Origin of the sequence: Fodinicola feengrottensis (assembly GCF_010993775.1) — a bacterium.
GTDB classification, from domain to species: domain Bacteria; phylum Actinomycetota; class Actinomycetes; order Mycobacteriales; family HKI-0501; genus Fodinicola; species Fodinicola feengrottensis.
Window position 1 is genome coordinate 1 of sequence record NZ_WOTO01000003.1, and the last position, 15,785, is coordinate 15,785.

At 65.9% G+C, this 15,785-nt stretch carries 15 protein-coding genes and 5 pseudogenes; 11 read left to right on the forward strand and 9 right to left on the reverse strand.

All coding sequences use genetic code 11. The features are described from left to right. Positions 1-1,167: pseudogene (locus GNX96_RS67020) on the forward strand (IS256 family transposase); the annotation flags it as partial. An 884-nt stretch (positions 1,168-2,051) separates the two neighbouring features. Here the strand turns inward: GNX96_RS67020 and GNX96_RS02835 are convergent. The 7 genes and pseudogenes from GNX96_RS02835 to GNX96_RS02865 all read right to left on the reverse strand — a co-directional run bounded on the left by GNX96_RS02835 (position 2,052) and on the right by GNX96_RS02865 (position 8,283). After that, positions 2,052-2,465 carry an AfsR/SARP family transcriptional regulator gene (locus GNX96_RS02835; RefSeq protein ID WP_163566910.1) on the reverse strand — a complete coding sequence of 138 codons (414 nt, stop codon included), beginning with the start codon at positions 2,463-2,465 and terminating at the stop codon, positions 2,052-2,054. After that, on the reverse strand, positions 2,360-2,878 hold the full coding sequence (locus GNX96_RS02840) for an AfsR/SARP family transcriptional regulator (RefSeq protein WP_163566909.1): 519 nt from the start codon (positions 2,876-2,878) through the stop codon (positions 2,360-2,362). Before GNX96_RS02840 ends, GNX96_RS02835 begins: the two co-directional genes overlap by 106 nt. Before the next feature lie 460 nt (positions 2,879-3,338). Further along, positions 3,339-3,977, reverse strand: coding sequence for a glycoside hydrolase family 18 protein (locus GNX96_RS02845; RefSeq protein WP_279579192.1), 639 nt, complete (start codon positions 3,975-3,977; stop codon positions 3,339-3,341). A gap of 257 nt (positions 3,978-4,234) precedes the next feature. Continuing rightward, entirely contained in the window at positions 4,235-5,221 is a 987-nt protein-coding gene (locus tag GNX96_RS02850; protein WP_163566911.1) for a phosphotriesterase family protein, read from the reverse strand. Positions 5,222-5,258: 37 nt separating this feature from the next. Next, positions 5,259-6,924 (reverse strand): annotated as a pseudogene (locus tag GNX96_RS02855) (FAD-binding dehydrogenase). Between the two features lie 137 nt (positions 6,925-7,061). Beyond that, the gene (locus GNX96_RS02860) at positions 7,062-7,457 is read right to left on the reverse strand and encodes a helix-turn-helix domain-containing protein (protein WP_163566912.1); all 396 of its coding nucleotides are present in this window, start codon (positions 7,455-7,457) and stop codon (positions 7,062-7,064) included. Then, entirely contained in the window at positions 7,432-8,283 is an 852-nt protein-coding gene (locus GNX96_RS02865) for a hypothetical protein (RefSeq protein ID WP_163566913.1), read from the reverse strand. The genes GNX96_RS02860 and GNX96_RS02865 overlap by 26 nt, the downstream gene beginning before the upstream one ends. A gap of 238 nt (positions 8,284-8,521) precedes the next feature. Between GNX96_RS02865 and GNX96_RS62265 the strand changes: the two are divergent. The 3 genes and pseudogenes from GNX96_RS62265 to GNX96_RS48290 form a co-directional block, all read left to right on the forward strand. After that, positions 8,522-8,683 (forward strand): annotated as a pseudogene (locus GNX96_RS62265) (helix-turn-helix domain-containing protein); the annotation flags it as partial. Positions 8,684-8,799: 116 nt separating this feature from the next. Then, positions 8,800-9,024: pseudogene (locus tag GNX96_RS62270) on the forward strand (hypothetical protein); the annotation flags it as partial. A gap of 162 nt (positions 9,025-9,186) precedes the next feature. Continuing rightward, positions 9,187-9,648 (forward strand): GNAT family N-acetyltransferase, encoded by a 462-nt coding sequence (locus tag GNX96_RS48290; RefSeq protein ID WP_279579193.1) that lies wholly within the window; start codon positions 9,187-9,189, stop codon positions 9,646-9,648. On the opposite strand, the gene GNX96_RS02880 is transcribed toward GNX96_RS48290, so the two are convergent. Both GNX96_RS02880 and GNX96_RS48295 read right to left on the reverse strand, forming a co-directional pair. Further along, the gene (locus GNX96_RS02880; RefSeq protein WP_279579309.1) at positions 9,628-10,392 is read right to left on the reverse strand and encodes a serine hydrolase domain-containing protein; all 765 of its coding nucleotides are present in this window, start codon (positions 10,390-10,392) and stop codon (positions 9,628-9,630) included. The two genes, GNX96_RS48290 and GNX96_RS02880, sit on opposite strands and share 21 nt — an antisense overlap. Continuing rightward, positions 10,290-10,811, reverse strand: coding sequence for a hypothetical protein (locus tag GNX96_RS48295; protein ID WP_279579316.1), 522 nt, complete (start codon positions 10,809-10,811; stop codon positions 10,290-10,292). Before GNX96_RS48295 ends, GNX96_RS02880 begins: the two co-directional genes overlap by 103 nt. Before the next feature lie 136 nt (positions 10,812-10,947). Between GNX96_RS48295 and GNX96_RS48300 the strand changes: the two are divergent. The 7 genes and pseudogenes from GNX96_RS48300 to GNX96_RS02905 all read left to right on the forward strand — a co-directional run. After that, positions 10,948-11,379: pseudogene (locus tag GNX96_RS48300) on the forward strand (P1 family peptidase); the annotation flags it as partial. A 97-nt stretch (positions 11,380-11,476) separates the two neighbouring features. Next, positions 11,477-12,085, forward strand: a complete 609-nt coding sequence (locus tag GNX96_RS48305) for a P1 family peptidase (protein ID WP_279579194.1) — start codon at positions 11,477-11,479, stop codon at positions 12,083-12,085. Next, entirely contained in the window at positions 12,082-12,567 is a 486-nt protein-coding gene (locus GNX96_RS02890) for an ABC transporter substrate-binding protein (protein WP_163566917.1), read from the forward strand. Before GNX96_RS48305 ends, GNX96_RS02890 begins: the two co-directional genes overlap by 4 nt. A gap of 86 nt (positions 12,568-12,653) precedes the next feature. Then, positions 12,654-13,772, forward strand: a complete 1,119-nt coding sequence (locus tag GNX96_RS02895) for an ABC transporter substrate-binding protein (RefSeq protein ID WP_163566918.1) — start codon at positions 12,654-12,656, stop codon at positions 13,770-13,772. Then, positions 13,769-14,152: a hypothetical protein gene (locus tag GNX96_RS48310; protein ID WP_279579195.1), complete on the forward strand. Its 384-nt coding sequence runs from the start codon at positions 13,769-13,771 to the stop codon at positions 14,150-14,152. Before GNX96_RS02895 ends, GNX96_RS48310 begins: the two co-directional genes overlap by 4 nt. Continuing rightward, on the forward strand, positions 14,131-14,757 hold the full coding sequence (locus GNX96_RS48315) for an ABC transporter permease (protein WP_279579196.1): 627 nt from the start codon (positions 14,131-14,133) through the stop codon (positions 14,755-14,757). Before GNX96_RS48310 ends, GNX96_RS48315 begins: the two co-directional genes overlap by 22 nt. Next, on the forward strand, positions 14,754-15,722 hold the full coding sequence (locus tag GNX96_RS02905) for an ABC transporter permease (protein ID WP_163566919.1): 969 nt from the start codon (positions 14,754-14,756) through the stop codon (positions 15,720-15,722). The genes GNX96_RS48315 and GNX96_RS02905 overlap by 4 nt, the downstream gene beginning before the upstream one ends. Positions 15,723-15,785: the final 63 nt, after the last annotated feature.

Genomic DNA, 15,785 nt, shown 5'->3' on the forward strand with positions numbered 1-15,785 from the left:
AGACGGGCGAACGGTCTGCTGAACCAGATGACCAAGGCTGTGCCCCTTTTGATCGACGTTGCAGGTCGAGATGAGCGACCACCTGGGCTATGAGCACGGCGCGCCGGAGGGACGCGGGTCCGGCAACTCCCGGAACGGGCTAACCCGCAAGACCGTGTCCACGCTCAGCGGCCCGGTCCAGATCGAGGTGCCGCGGGACCGGAACGGGACGTTCGAGCCCACGATCGTACCCAAACGTGCCCGTCGTTTGGGGAATATCGATGACATGATCCTGTCTTTGTACTCGCGAGGAATGACAACTCGTGACATCGAGGCGCATTTACTTGAAATATATGGAGTAAACGCGTCCCGGGAGTTGATCTCGAACATCACCGACGTGGTCGTCGACGAGATCAAGCTGTGGCAGTCACGGCCGCTGGACGAGGTCTACCCGATCCTCTACATCGACGGGATCCGGGTCCGAATCAAGGACAACGGCGTGGTCACCACCAAGGTCGCGTGGCCCTGGCCATCGGACGGTGGACGTGGACGGCCGCAAACACTCCCTCGGATGCTGGATCCAGGACACCGAGGGAGCCAAGTTCTGGGCCAAGGTCCTGACGGACTTGCGCAACCGCGGCGTGCGGGACATCCTCATCGCGTGCTGCGACGGGCTGACCGGGCTCCCGGACGCGATCCGCTCAATCTTCCCTGACACCGTAGTGCAAACCTGCGTCGTGCACGTCATCCGCAACGCCATGCGGTTCGTGTCCTACAAGGACCGCAAACCACTGGCCGCGTCGATGCGCGAGATCTATACCGCGCCCACCCTGGAGGCCGCCGAGCTCGCCCGCGACGCGTTCGCCAAGACCCACGGCAAACAATACCCCGGAGCCGTCGACGTGTGGAACAACGCCTGGAACGACTTCACCCCCTTCCTGGACTACCCCGCAGAACTCCGGAAAATTGTCTACACCACCAACCAAATCGAATCCATCAACTTCCAACTCCGCAAAATCACCAAACCGCGGACACTTCCCCGACAAAGACGCAGCCATGAAACTCATCTACCTCGGACTACGCAACATCTCCACCCAACGCGGCGGAGCCTCAGGAACAGGCACCTGGGGCTGGAAAATAGCACTCAACACCCTCACCCAACTATTCCCCGGCCGCCTAACATTCTGATATAATAAGACAAGTAAGCCAATCACCTCCGGCTTACACAGAAATCGTGACAGGCTCCACGCTCTAGCGCCCGATACTCAACTGCTTGCTTCCTACGAAGCGGTAATGAAGCCCATTCGTACCCACGTGGGTGCCACTGTGAAAATCGGACCTGATTCGGGGCCTCGTCGGGCGAAGTACACCACCGCACCGGTCTTCTTCGCGGCCGCGACAGGTTCGCGCCGTATGCACGCACGCACCCCAGGCGTTGGGCGATGACCCACGTTGGCTCACCGCCCGCAGCCGCCAGCACAATCAGCGCGCCCAACCGGTCCCGATGCTCAGCCCGCTCCGATCGGGCCCCGCGCACTCAGAATGTTCTGCTCGGCCTCAGACAGGAGGATCACATACGGACTGGACATCGACATGATGATCTTGTGCCGGACACCAGCCAAGATCAGCGACACGACACGCCGCCAAACAGCCGGATCCGGTCACCATCTCGTCATCTATTCGCACACCCGGCGGCGATTGGATCGAGCCGGCATGATGAACCTCGTGGTGAAATACCCCGACTCGACCAAAGCATCCCTGCACTGGCGCCTGACCGACCGAGCACGACAACGGTGGCCTGAGATAACGAAAATCGTCGTACGCCACGCGCGAACTTCAGCTACATCGACGCCACCCTGTCCGACGGCAGCACCCAGAAACTGTGCCGCCTGCGTTACACCGGCTCCGCACACCGATGGGGCTTCGCCATCTACCGAGCCAGTCACGACGACTACACAGACTCCCTGTTCCCCACCGGCATACCCACCGGCACCTGCGAAGACGCCCTCGACACCGCCTGCGGCCTCTACCTCAACGACCCCACCGCCTGGACCTAATCCCCGCCTTAGTAGTTACCGGAACCTCGAGTTCGCGAACGGGACGGGCCGCCCGCGGGCGGCCGTGCTCGTCGGCCAGCAAGTCGGCCGATGGGCACGGTCGCGCGGTAGCAATGTTGGGTCGCCCCGCAGAATCGCCAGCTCCAACCGCTGCAAGCTGGGGCCGGGCTCGATCCCGAGCTCGTCGACCAGCCGCCGTCGTACGGTCCGGTAGAGGTCCAGCGCCTCCGCCGCACGGCCAGCGGCGTACAACGCGGTCATCAACTGCCCACAGAGCCGTTCCCGGCCCGGATACCGACGGACGTGGACCGTGAGGTCGGCGATCACGCTCGCGTGTTCACCTCGCTCGATCCGGGCATCGAGGAAATCCTCCACGGCACCCAGATAAACCTCATCCCAGTTGGTGGCGACGACCTCGCGGATCGGCACCTCGCCGAGGTCCGACAGTGGTGATCCGCGCCGTAAACGCCAGTGCCGCGCGCGAAAAGGTCGGCCGATCGCGCCGCGCGGGCCCGCGCGATCATCGCCGCGAATCGATGGGTGTCCAGCTGCTCAGGGGAGATCGCGAGCTGGTAACCGTCGGACACCTGCCGAAGAACCGGTTCCGGCAGGAGGGCGCGGGCCCGCCGGACATAGTTGCGGATGGTCGCCGGCGCGGTCTTTGGCGCCGCACCCGCCCACAGCTGTGCGGCGATCGTCGTCAGTGACACCGACGAGCCGGCTTGGTCGAGAAGACAGGCCAGCAGGGCACGTTGCATTCGGGCGGGGACCACGACCAGCTCGCCCCGGTGCCGAACCTCCAGCGGGCCGAGCAACGAGAACGTGATGCCATCGGTGGCCATCCGGACTCAACGCCGGTACGAGGTGGCCGGCACGCCAGGAACGTTGCTCCGCATGTCCGTCTCCCTGAGGGCTGGTACGCGCCGATGTCCCGCTTTTTGCGGGTAAGAACGATCAGCAACGTTTGTCCAGCCCGGGATGGGACATGTCCCACGGACGCGGTACTCAGGAGTCCTAACCCGAATAGACGGCGTCGCTGCCGTACAGCGGATTCGTGAAGGCGGAGATGTACTGGTGCATGTCCGACCCGGTGAGGTTGTACGTGAGATAGACGCCGTATCCCTCGCTGACCGTCCGCTGCGCGAGGCTCGCGCGGCGGTGCCCGAGAGTCTGTGTCGGTCAGGCTCACGGCCGCGGGCGACAGCTTGCTTTTGGACGACGGCCCTGGCGGCACGGACCACGTCCCGTACCAGGGATTCCACGCGTAGTCGAAGCTGTTGGCGATGCTCACGCCGCCGTAGCTCAGTCGCGACGAAGACGGGCCGATGCCGTAGAACGTGATGAGTTTGCTGGGCATGTTGGCACGCAACGCCGACACGAGATAGACGAACGAGCTGGCGTTGGGCTGCCCGGTGCCGTTGACTCCGTAATCCGCGTACTCGTCGTCGAAGTCGATGCCGTCCAGCCCCGTATTGGCTGGCTGACCGCCTGGGAAAGTTGGTTGGCAAACGCGGTCGCCGCGGCTTGCGACGGGAAATTGGCGAACCCGGCGCCTTGGTGGTTGCCCAGCACGGACAGCAGGACCTTGATGCCCTTCTGCTGCAGCGGACGGACCTGGGTCGCGACATTGTTGAGGACGTTCTGGACCTGACTGTTGAAGGACAAGTACGCGTTGGAGCCGTCGTAGTTGATGTTCGCCGCGAAGATCACGGCGAGATCGAACACCGGCGCGCCGCCCTGGGCGAGCGTGTATTTGCCGACGTTGGTCATGCTCTGGTCGTTCACCTCGACGTAGACGACCGAGACGGGGCCGGTCTTCGCGGGACGGCACGCGGCGGCGGTGGCCGCTGCCGGCCACATCGCGGCGGCGGTCGCGGCCACCACCGCCACCGCGGTCAGCGCCGACACCAGTCTGCTTCCTCGACGGAACGTTCGCCTCATCGATGGTCTCCTCGTCTCGGCGCTCGAATGGACCTGGCTATACCGGTTCATGACACGGAACTGGAGGCAACCACCGTCAGCAGTCCGGGAACGATCTCGTCGAGGGCAAACCCGAAATAAATCGGTATAGCACATAATCGGCCGCTGTCGATCGGCTGTCAAGAGTGCGAAACACTATGAGATCCCAGCCCACTTGAGCCTGAAGCCAGCCGCGATCCACTCGTTCGGCAGCGTGAAGAAAGGCCTGTTTGGTGTGTTCAGATGGTCGGGACCGGCTCGAAGAACCGTCGCGGGTTCGCCACCAGCATGGTGGTGATGTCCTGCTCGCTGACGCCACGCTCGCGCAGGGCCGGCAGCACGTCACGGGTGATGTGCAGGTAGTGCCAGTTCGGGACCACCACCGGAATCTGCTGCTGGGGCAGCCAGTCCATATAGCAGGCCGCGTCGTGCGACAGCACCATGCTGCTCGCGTACCCGCGCTCGCACAGCGCGACCACCGTGCCGACCCGCTGATCGAACGGCAGCAGCAGGTCGAGGTCGAGCCCGAACCGGTCCATGCCCAGCAGCGAGCCCCGGTCGGCGACCTCGGTGAGGTAGCCCAGGTCGGCGGTGTCACCGCAGTGCCCGATCAGGACCCGGCGCAGGTCCACGCCCTCCTCGGCGAAGATGTCCTGCTGCTTGAGGCCCGTACGCGACACGGCGTGCGAGTGCGTCATGATCGGCGCACTCGTACGCAGCTGTGCCTTCGCCACCGCGCGCAGCACCCGCTCGACACCCGGAGTGACTCCGGGTTCGTCGGTCGCGCACTTCAGGAACGCCGCCTTTACCCCGGTGTCGGCGATGCCCTCGACGATGTCACCAACGAACAGGTCCACCAGCGCGTCTTCGCCGCCCATCACGCCACCGGGCCGGAACGTCAGGTAGTGCGGCACGTCGTTGTACGTGTAGAGGCCGGTGGCGACGACGATGTTGATGCCGGTGTCCGCCGCGATCCGCTGGATACGGGGGATGTAGCGGCCCAGGCCAATCACGGTCGGGTCGACGACGATGGTGTCGATCCCGGCGGCGGCGAGCTCGTTGAGCTTGCGGATCGCCTCCGGGATCTGCTCCTGCTCACGGAAGCCGTCGTCGTCGGGGTAGTTGGCGACAAACTCCGGGCTGAGCACGAAGATGTGCTCGTGCATCAGCACCCGGCCCAGGTCAGCGGTGTCCAACGGACCGCGAACCGTTTCCACCGTCGTCATTGGCGCTCCTTGGTCTTCGTGGTGGGGTGCGGTGAGGTCAGGCCAGGGTTTTGGCCAGGGCCAGCCCGGCGGCACGGCCGGAGAAGATGCAGCCGCCGAGGAAGGTGCCTTCCAGCGCGTTGTAGCCGTGCACTCCGCCGCCACCGAATCCGGCGACCTCACCGGCGGCGTACAGGCCGGCGAACGGTTCGCCGTCTGGTCGCATGACCTGCGAGTCGAGGTTGGTCTGCAGGCCGCCGAGGGTCTTGCGGGTCAGGATGTTCAGCCGGACCGCGATCAGCGGGCCATGCGCCGGGGTCCAGGATGCGGTGCGGTTTGGCGTCTCGTACGAGCTTGTTGCCGAGGTAGCGGCGCGAGTTGCCGATTGCCATCAGCTGCAGGTCTTTTGAGTACGAGTTGCTGACCTCGCGGTCGCGCGCGACGATCTGCCGCTCCAGGTCGGCCAGGTCGAGCTGCGGGCCTCGCGCCAGTTTGTTCATCCCGGTGACAAGCTCGGCCAGCGTATCGGCCACGACGAAGTCGACCCCGTGCTCCTTGAACGCCTCGACCGGTGCCGGCGCGCCCTTGCCACCCCGGCTGCGCAAGGCGGCCTTCAGGTCCTTGCCGGTGAGGTCGGGGTTCTGCTCGGAGCCCGAGAGCAGGAACTCCTTCTCGATGATGCTTTGGTCCAGGACGAACCAGGAGTAGTCGTAGCCAGTGGCCAGGATCGCCTTCACCGTCTGGTTGGTGTCGCAGCCCGGGAACAGCGGCACCGGCAGGCGCTTGCCGGTCGCATCGAACCACAGCGACGACGGGCCGGGAATGATGCGGATCGCGTGGTGCGGCCAGATGGGGTTCCAGTTGTGGATGCCCTCCGGGTAGTGCCACATCCGGTCCCGGTTGACCAGCGCGCCGCCGGCGTTCTCGGTGATGGCGAGCATCCGTCCGTCCACATGGGCCGGTACGCCGGTGATCATGTATTCGGGGCAGGCGCCCAGCCGCTCGGTCGGCCAGTTCTTGCGGATGAGGTCGTGGTTGTGGCCGATACCGCCGGAGGTGACAACGACCGCCTTCGCCCGCAGCTCGAACTGCCCCACCGCCGTACGCGAGGACGCCTTGCCTCGTTCCAGGTCAGTGGGCTCCAGCACGGTGCCACTCACGCCGACCACCGCGTCGCCTTCGACGATCAGGTTGTCGACCTGGTGACGGAAGGCGAACCGCACCAACCCGCTCTTCTCGCCTTCGAGCACCGGCTCGGCGAAGATTCGTACCACCTCAGGGCCGGTGCCCCAGGTCAGATGGAAGCGAGGCACCGAGTTACCGGGGCCGTCGGCGACACCAGTGCCGCGCTCGGCCCAGCCCACCACTGGCGCGGACCGAAGACCAAGGTCGTGCACGTATTGATGCTTCTCCTGGACGGCGAAGCGTACGTACGCCTCCGCCCACTGCCGCGCCCAGAAGTCCTCGTCCTCGCGGTCGAACCCGGCCGAGGCCATCCAGTCCTGCCGGGCCAGCTCGTACGAGTCCTTGATGCCAAGGTGGCGCTGCTCCGGAGTGTCCACCATGAACAGACCGCCGAGTGACCAGAAGGCCTGAGCGCCGAGGTTGTTGCGGTTCTCCTGGTCCACGACCAGGACCCGGCGGCCGGCCTTGACCAGCTCGTGGGTCGCGACCAGGCCGGCAAGACCGGCGCCGACGACGATCACCTCGGGCTCGAAAGTCATTTCGGTTCTCGCTTTCGTATTAAAGAGTTTATTGCTCGGTAACGCCCTACCCGCGTCCACCATCCCGTTTGTCCGGGCCGCCCGGAAAGCCCAATCGTCGCCCCGGATGAGGACCTTCATCAGTCGGTGACAAACATTCAGTGCCTCGCGGGCGTGAACGCTCCGGTCGAGGTCGGGTCCGCCCGAATGCGGGCCCGTTGCCAGGCGATGTCCAGCACCAACCGGTCCCAGGGGTGCTGCGGGTCCCGTCCGGTCAGCTCGTGGCAGCGGCGCAGGCGGTAGCGCAGGGTCTGCGGATGCAGGTGCAGCTCAGTGGCCGCGTCGGTGGCCGACCCGGTCGACAGGTAGGCCCCCAGCCCCTGCACCAAGTGGCGGTTGCCGGGCTCGTTGAGCTGCCCGAGCACCGCGGCCACCAACCGCCCTGGGTCGGCTGTCTCCTTACCGGCAAGAGTGCTCAGCACCACCGCGTCTCCCTCGTTCAGTACGGAGTGGATGGCGAAGGCGTACTCAGGGGCGGTGTCCAGGGCCCGCACCGCCAGCTCGTAACCGGCCGCGACCTGGGTGACTTGCTGCCGGGCCAGCACACAAACCCTGCCACGCGTACGAGCACACCGTGGATTCCACCGCACCGGCGACCCGCTCGGGCAGCAGCAGCACGGCATGCCGGCCACGCAGCGTCGCCAACAGGCCGGGGTCCTCGTCCGACAGAGTGAGGTCGCCGAGGAAGCTTTTCAGGGCATCGCTGTCCGCCAACGCCTTGCCGTCGACGGGCCGTGCCACCACCAGAAGCAGCCGCTGCGGCAACGTCAACCCGAGTTCCCGGCCGCGGTCGGCGACCACCCCGGCCGAACTCATCCGCCCGATCAACAGGTCGTCCAGCAGTTCCCTGCGAGCACGGCCACGATCGCCGGCCAGCCGTTGGGTGGCCGCGATGTGCCCGGACGTCATCGCTTCGGATATCTCGTCGCTGACGGTCAGCAGGACCCGGGTCAACGCCTGTACGTCCTGGATCTCCAGGCGGTCATGGCCCAGCTCCAGAACCTTGTCGGTCATCACCACGGCCGCGATCCGGTACGAGCGCAACACCGCCCGGAGCGGTCGACCGTCCTCGGCGCGAGCGCTGCCAATCGAGTGGAACCGGGCCAGGTCCTGGTCCGTGAGGCTCCGATCCTGTGCCCACGCCTCCAGTACGCACAGCACGGCCCACGAGCTGATCGCCGCCACGTCCCGCCGCTGGTCGTCCTGCAGCTGCTGGTAGGCGGGGATGGCCGCCCGCACCGTGGCGCTCATCGCGGCGACCACCTCGGTCAGCCGTACCCGGACCGCCTCCACCACCGCGCGGCGCTGCTCAAACACCACCCGACCCGTCCTCTCCGCGGTTGTCAGGTGATCAAACTCGCGACGACACCGTCCCGCAACGTCAGATCCGATAATGGCGGTGCACCCTCGCGGGCCACTCGTCAGCACGGCGCTCAACCGGGACTTCAGCGCCGGATGAGGTAAATTGGGCACTCGATTTACCAACCGAATCGATCGATCGATCGGGAGCCCATCCGGTTCCGGTGAGGAGCGCGGCCATCGCAGGCGGCAGACGACGGTGCCGGAAGCGGCACCGGCGACCACCGAGGAGCAGATCGTCCGGGCCGCGGTACGGCTGTTCGCCGAGCGGGGTTTTCACGCCACCGGCATCCGGCAGCTCGCCGAGCAGGCCGGAATCAACTCCTCGACGCTTTACCACTACATGGGAACGAAGGAGGACCTGCTGTTTCGGATCGTGCAGGACAGCTCGAAGCGGCTGATCGAGGCTGCTCGCCAGCTGACCGCGCGCGAGCTCGATCCGCCGGCCGCGATCTGCGGTCTGGTGCAGATCCACGTGTGGTCGCACGCCACCTACTCGGCCGAGACCGACCCGTCGTCGACAACGAGCTGCGCGCGCTCGACAAGCCCCGGCGCGAGGCGGCCGTACGGCTGCGTGACCGGTACGAGGCATTCTGGTCGAAGACCGTCGAGGCTGGCTGTGCGCGCGGCGATTTCCGCGTACCCGACCGTCGGATCGCGCGTTTGGGCATCCTGCAAATGTGTTCCGGTGTTGCGCAGTGGTATTCGCCGTCCGGAAAGCTGTCGCTCCGCGACCTGGTCGCGGCGCACGCGCAGATGGTTGGGGGGGGCGCTCGGCGCATCCCGCGACCGCGACCAGGTGCGGACGTTGTTGTTGTTGGAGGCCGACGCGCAGCCCATCGCCGACCGAGTGTGGAGCCAGCCATGACCGTGACGCTTCGTTCCGCGCAGGAGCGGGATCTGCCGGTGATCCGCCGGATGCTGGCCGACCACGCCGCGTCCGAGGCCGGGTTGGACGTGCCGGCTGGCCGGACCGAGCTGGCCGAGGCGCTGTTCGGCCAGGCGGCGCACGTGCACGTTGTCGTCGCTGTGGCCAGTGGTGATGACGACGACCGGGTGGTCGGCATGGCGGTGTGGTATCGCACGTTTTCGTCCTGGGCGATGGCCAGCGGCATTTGGCTGGAGGACCTGTACGTCGACGACGAGTTCCGCGGCGCGGGGGTCGGCCGGCTGCTGATGGGCCATCTGCGCGAGCGTACGACGACCGGTCGCATCGAGTGGGACGTGACCGTCGGGAACACCGGCGCCGAGCGGTTCTATGCCTCGCTCGGCGCCAGTCCGGTGCCGGAGATCAACCGCTACCGGCTACCGGCCGTTCCTGAGTAGGTCGGCTCCGGAGACGTTGCAGTCCTTCTTGCAGGCCGCGATCACCGCCTGCAGGAAGGTCTTGGAATTGATCTCGTTCTCGTCTCCAGCGGTGTTTTCGGTTGTCACCACCACAATGTCCATGCTCGGGATGACATAGATGAACTGTCCGTTGAAGCCCCAGGCGAAGAACATGTCGTGGCCGTCGATGGTACGCAGCCACATCAGCTGCCCGTAGCCGAACTCCGGCGTCTCGGGGTCGCTCCACACCCGTTGGGTGGCGTCCGCGATGTCCGCGGCCGGCACCAGCTGCGTGCCGTTCCACTGGCCGTGTTGCAGCATGAGCTGGCCGACGCGGGCCATTTCTCGCGGTGACATATAGACGTTGTAGCCGCCGGAGGAAATGCCCGTCGGGTCCGAGCCCCAGTGTTCGGCGGTGATCCCCAACGGGCCGAAAAGCTTCTGCGCGGCGAGACTGGCGGTGCTCATGCCGGTGGCCTTGGTCAGGACGGCGGACAGCACGTGGCTGTTGCCGGTGCTGTAGTTTCCGGTCTTTCCGAGCGCGGCCGGATCGAACGTACGGTCCAGAATGGCCTTGACCCAGTCGTGCTGCTTCTCGATGGCGTTCTCGGTGCAGTCCTCCTGCCACTGCAGGCCGGAGGTCATGGTCGCCAGATGCCGCAGCGTAATGGCGTTTCGCGGATCGCTCGGACCGGTGAAATACTGCGGCAGGATCGACGAAACCGGGACGTCCAGGCTCTGGATATAGCCGTCCCGGACAGCGATGGCCAGCAGCAGCCGGAGAATCGTTTTTTGGACGCCGAGTGGATGTTGTTGCTGTCCGTACGTTTGCTGTTGTGCAGATAGCGCTCCATCGCCAGCTTCCCGTGCCGGATCACCAAAGTGCTCAGCAGCAGCGGGTTGGACTTGATCTGGTTGAGCCCGTCCTCGAGCTTGCCGGAGTCCAGATCCACCGCCTCGGGTGTCGACGTGGTCCAGGCGTTGTCGTCGCCGTGGTACGTCGGATTGTCCTCGTAGAAATGGTGCGTGACGGTCGGGTCGGGTTTTTCCTGACATGGCGGGTCGGCCGCGGCGACCGGTGCCGGCGCGGCGACCAACAGTGACGCCAGGACGGACCCGGCGACCAGTGCGGTTCTGACCTGTGAACGAAATGTGACGACCATGGCGGCGAACCTACCGATCGATCGATCGATAGTCGAGAGGGTTGTTGACGGAGATCTACATCGGCCACTAAGGTCCGAAAAAAATCACTCGATCGATCGATCGGTCGACGGGGAACGGAATCGCTGGAGGTGCGGCATGCCGGATCGGCGGCGGACCCATCAGCTTCAGATCGTGATCGGGGATGGCCGGACCGGGCCGCACAACGCCATCACCGACGTGCCGGGCGTACGCGTCGGACACACGACGTTGTGTCACGGTGACGGCCCGCTGGTACGGGGAAGGGGCCCGGTCCGCACCGGCGTGACGATCGTCCATCCGCAGGCCGGTGATTCCTTCCAGCGACCGGTGCACGCCGGAATTCACTGGCTGAACGGCAATGGTGAGATGACCGGCACCGCCTGGCTGGTCGAGAACGGTCTGCTCGGTTCGCCGATCGGGCTGACCAACACCGGAAGCGTCGGTGTCGTACGCGACACCCTCACCGCACTGCAGTGCGAGCAGGACGGCCAGCAGCCGTGGACGCTGCCGGTGGTCGCCGAAACCTGGGACGGCTTTCTGAACGACGTCGGCGGCCAGCACGTGTCGCCCGAGCACGTACGCGCCGCGTACCAGAACGCCGCCGGCGGCCCGGTCGCGGCGGGGAAACGTGGGTGGCGGCACCGGGATGGTCTGTCACGACTTCAAAGGCGGCATCGGTACGTCGTCCCGCGTGGTGTCCACAGTGGACGGACCGGTCACCGTCGGTGTTCTGGTGCAGGCAAACCATGGCATCCGGAAGCGGCTGTCGATTCTCGGCGTGCCGGTGGGGGAGGTCGTGGACTCCTCGGTCGTACCGGTGCCGGAGATGCCGGAGGCCCCGGGCGTACACGGCGCCGGCTCGATCATCACCGTGGTCGCGACCGACGCACCGCTGTCGGCCCGGCAGTGCACGCGGCTCGCGCAGCGCGCGACACTGGCGATCGGGCGGACCGGTGGTGCCGGCGAGAACGACAGCGGCGACGGGGTGATCGCGTTCTCCACCGCCGGCGCCGGTGTCATCCCGAGCGCCGGGTACGCACGGCAGCGAGCCGGGTCGTACCAGGTGGACGTGCTGTCCGACGACGCCATCGACGCCTTGTTCTACGCGGTCATCGACGCCACCGAGGAGGCGATCCTGAACGCGATGCTCGCCGCGCGGACGATGACCGGCCGAGACGGCGTGGTCGTCCACAAACTGCCGGCTGAGGTGTTGTTGCGTACGCTCGCCGACTTCCGTCGCGGGCCGCTCGGGTGAGACGCGCGGGGATAGTGGCGCTGTCGTTGACAGTGGCATTGACTGGTTGTTCGTCGGTCGATGTGTCCACAGTGGACACCGGGCCGCAGCCGAAGCTGGGGCCGCATTTCGGCGGGACGCTGGTCGAGCTGTCGACGACGAACAGCGGCTCGGCCGACCCGCAGGTCAACTACACGCCGGCTTTCTGGTCCCTGCAGACGATCACCTATGACGGCCTGACCGCGTACGACAAGCTCGGACCGAACGCCGGCCAACACGTCGTCGGCGATCTCGCGACCGGCGTCCCGCGGCCAACCGACGGCGGCACGAAATGGAGTTTCGTGCTGCGCGACGGCATCCGGTTCAGCGACGGCAGCCCGTTGCGGCCGGCCGACGTGAAAGCGTCCTTCGAACGGATCTTCAAGGTGCACGGCCCGACCGCGAGCACGCTGTACGGTTCCATCGCCGGCCGACAAATGCCTGGACAAACCCCAGAACTGTGACCTGTCCCAGGGAATCGCGATTTCCGGTCGCACGATCACTTTCACGCTGACCGGACCCGACCCGGAATTCGCCCAGAAACTCGCTTTTGCCGCACGCCGCGATCCTGCCGGCCGGTACGCCCGCGACCGATCAGGGCACCGATGTGTCGAAACTGCACGGCACCGGGCCGTACTACTGGGCCTCGTACGAGCCGACCGACGCGGTGGTGCTCAAACGAAATCCGTACTTCCACCAATGGTCGGCACCGGCACAGCCGCTGGGCTATCCGGACCAGATCGTGCAGAAGTACGGCCTGGAGCCCACCGACGAGGTCACCGCGGTCGTGAACGGCCAGGGTGACCTGGTCGTCGACCAGCTGCCGGGTGACCGGCTGCCGGATCTGGGTGCGCGCTATCGATCGCGGGTTCATCTCGACCAGCAGGGAGTGGACTGGTATTGGGCCCTGAACACCCGAATTCCGCCGTTCAACAATGTGAAGGCGCGGCAGGCGGTGAACCTCGCGTTCGACCGTAACGCCGGCGTCATTCATTTCGGTGGTCCGGCCTTGGCCAGCCCGAGCTGTCAGATCCTGCCGCCGGGCATTCCCGGATATCAGCCGTACTGTCCGTGGACGGCTCACGCCGGTGACGGCCGGGGCCGGTGGAAAGGCACCGATCTGGCGCGGGCCCGCCGACTGGTGGCCGAGTCCGGTACGGCCGGTCAGTCGGTCGGCGTCGTACCGGCCAACGACCCGATGCAGGTCGCGATGGCCGAATACCTGCAGACCGTACTGACTCAGCTGGGATATCGGGCCACCGTGAAACCGCTCGACGCGGCGCTGCAGTATCCGTATATCCAGAATTCCGGAAACCGGGTGCAGGTCGGTTTGACCCAGTGGTATCAGGACTATCCGGCGGCCAGCAATTTCCTGCGCGTTCTGCTGTCCTGCGGTGCGTTCACCCCGAACTCCGATTCAAGCCCGAATATCGGCGGATTCTGCGATCCTCGGGCCGACCAGGCGATGGACGTGGCCAGCAGGCTGGAAGCCACCGACCCCAAGGCAGCGGACGCGGCCTGGGCCGGCGTCGACCGGACCGTCACCGACCAGGCGCCGTGGATCAGCATGTTCGCCCCGAAAACCCTCGGTTTCGTGTCGAAACGGCTGGGAAACTACACGTACAGCGCGCAGTTTGGTTTCCTGGCCAGCAGGGCGTGGGTGTGGTGAGCGCCGCGGGGAACTGGCGGGCGGGGCTCGGCCAGCTGGTCAGAAGCCCACGAGCAGTCGGTTCGCTGGGCATTCTGCTCATCGTCGTGCTCGGGTGTGTCCTCGCGCCGGTGTACGCGTGGTTCGCTGGGAACGTCGATCCGTTCGCCGCGAACCCAGTCGGAACCGTCATGGTGCACGGCGTAAGCGTGCCGCTGCTGCAACCGGCTGCCGGTGGCCTCGGTGTCGTGCCAGTCGGTCCGACCGGGGACCCCCGGCTGGCTACCTGCTCGGCGCCGACGGAAATGGCAGGGACATCGCTGTACGGGTGCTCTACGGCGGTCGGAACACCCTGTCGATCGGGTTCGCGGCGGCCGTCGTGGCTACCATCGGCGGGCTGATCGTCGGGCTGCTGGCCGGCTATCTGCGCGGCGTGGTCGATGTGGTGCTGTCCCGAATTCTCGATGTGGTGTGGGCCTTTCCGGTACTGCTGCTGGCGATTTCGTTGTCCGCGGTGAGTTTCCAGTCGGGCTTGAACTTCGGTCTGGTGAAGATCGGTTCCGGCAACCTCGCGCTGCCGATCTTCATCATTGGCGCGGTTTACATTCCGTACACGGCAAGGGTTGTTCGCGGCTCGACTCTGGAGTTGACCGGCGCGCCTTTCGTCGAGGCCGCGGTCGGCTATGGCGCCTCGCGGGCCAGGATCGTCGGCAAGGAACTGCTGCCGAACGTTTTTCCGCGGATTCTGGTGCTTTTCCCGGTGGTGGTGGCCACCGGAATCATCCTGGAATCCGGCCTGTCGTTCCTTGGCGTCGGCGTACGCGCGCCGGATGCGAGCTGGGGCACGATCGTGCAGGACGGCATCGGGTTGTTGCGCAGCCGGCCGCTGATCGCGATCGTGCCTGGCGCTTTTGTCGCCGTCACGGTGTGCGCGCTGAATGTGTTCGGTGACGCCGTACGGGACGCGTTCGATCCCAAAGCCGCGGTGAAGGTGCGTACGCCATGATCGCCTTTCTTTTGAAGAGAACGCTCGGCGCCGTCCTGGTGCTGTTCGCGGTGAGCGTACTGGTCTTCCTGATCTTCTTCCGTACACCTGGCGTCGACCCGGCCAGGCAGATCGCCGGTCGGCAGGCCGACCCGCAGACCATCGCCCAGATTCGCGCGGATTTTGGCTTGGACAAGCCACTTCCGGAGCAGTACGTGATGATGATGCGGCGGCTGGTCTGGGATCGTGACCTGATCTCGTACAGCGATCGCGGGCTGGTCCTGCCGCGGGGGTGGTGTGAAAGCCGTGCCGGTGACCGCCTCACTGGGCGGCGCGCGGCGCTGGTCTGGCTGCTGATGTCGCTCGGTGGCGGCGTCCTGTCCGCCGTTTTTCGTGGCCGGATGCTGGATCCGCTGATCACCGGGCTCGGGCTGGCCGGCGTCTCGTTACCGGTGTACTGGCTCGGCGCGGTGGTGAACCTGCTGACCCAGGACACCTTTCATGACAGCCTTTTCCAGTGGCTGCCGGCATTGGGCTACACGCCGTTGAACCAGGACCCGCTGAAGTGGTTCGAGCAGTTGCTGTTTCCGTGGATCACCTTGGCGATGGGGATGGCCGGCCTCTATTCGCGGGTGTTGCGTTCGGATCTGATCGAGGCCGACCGGTCGGATTTCGTCCGTACGGCCCGAGCGAAAGGCCTCAGCGAGTCGCGAGTCCTGTGGCGGCATTCGCTGCGTACGTCGCTGATCCCGTTCATCAGCCTGTTCGGCTTGGATTTCGGTGCGCTGATGGGAGGTGCGGCGGTGCTGACGGAGGAGGTTTTTGCCTTACCCGGAGTGGGAAACCTGACGTACCACGCGCTGAGCCGGTTCGATCTGCCGGTGCTGATGGCGGTGACGTTGTACGGCGCGTTCGCGGTAGTGATCGTGAACCTGCTGGTGGATATCGGATACGCCGTACTCGATCCGCGGATCAGGGTGCCATGAGTGTGCTGGACGTCAGGGACCTCACCATCGACTTCCGGACGGCGAACGGGGTCGTACGGGTCG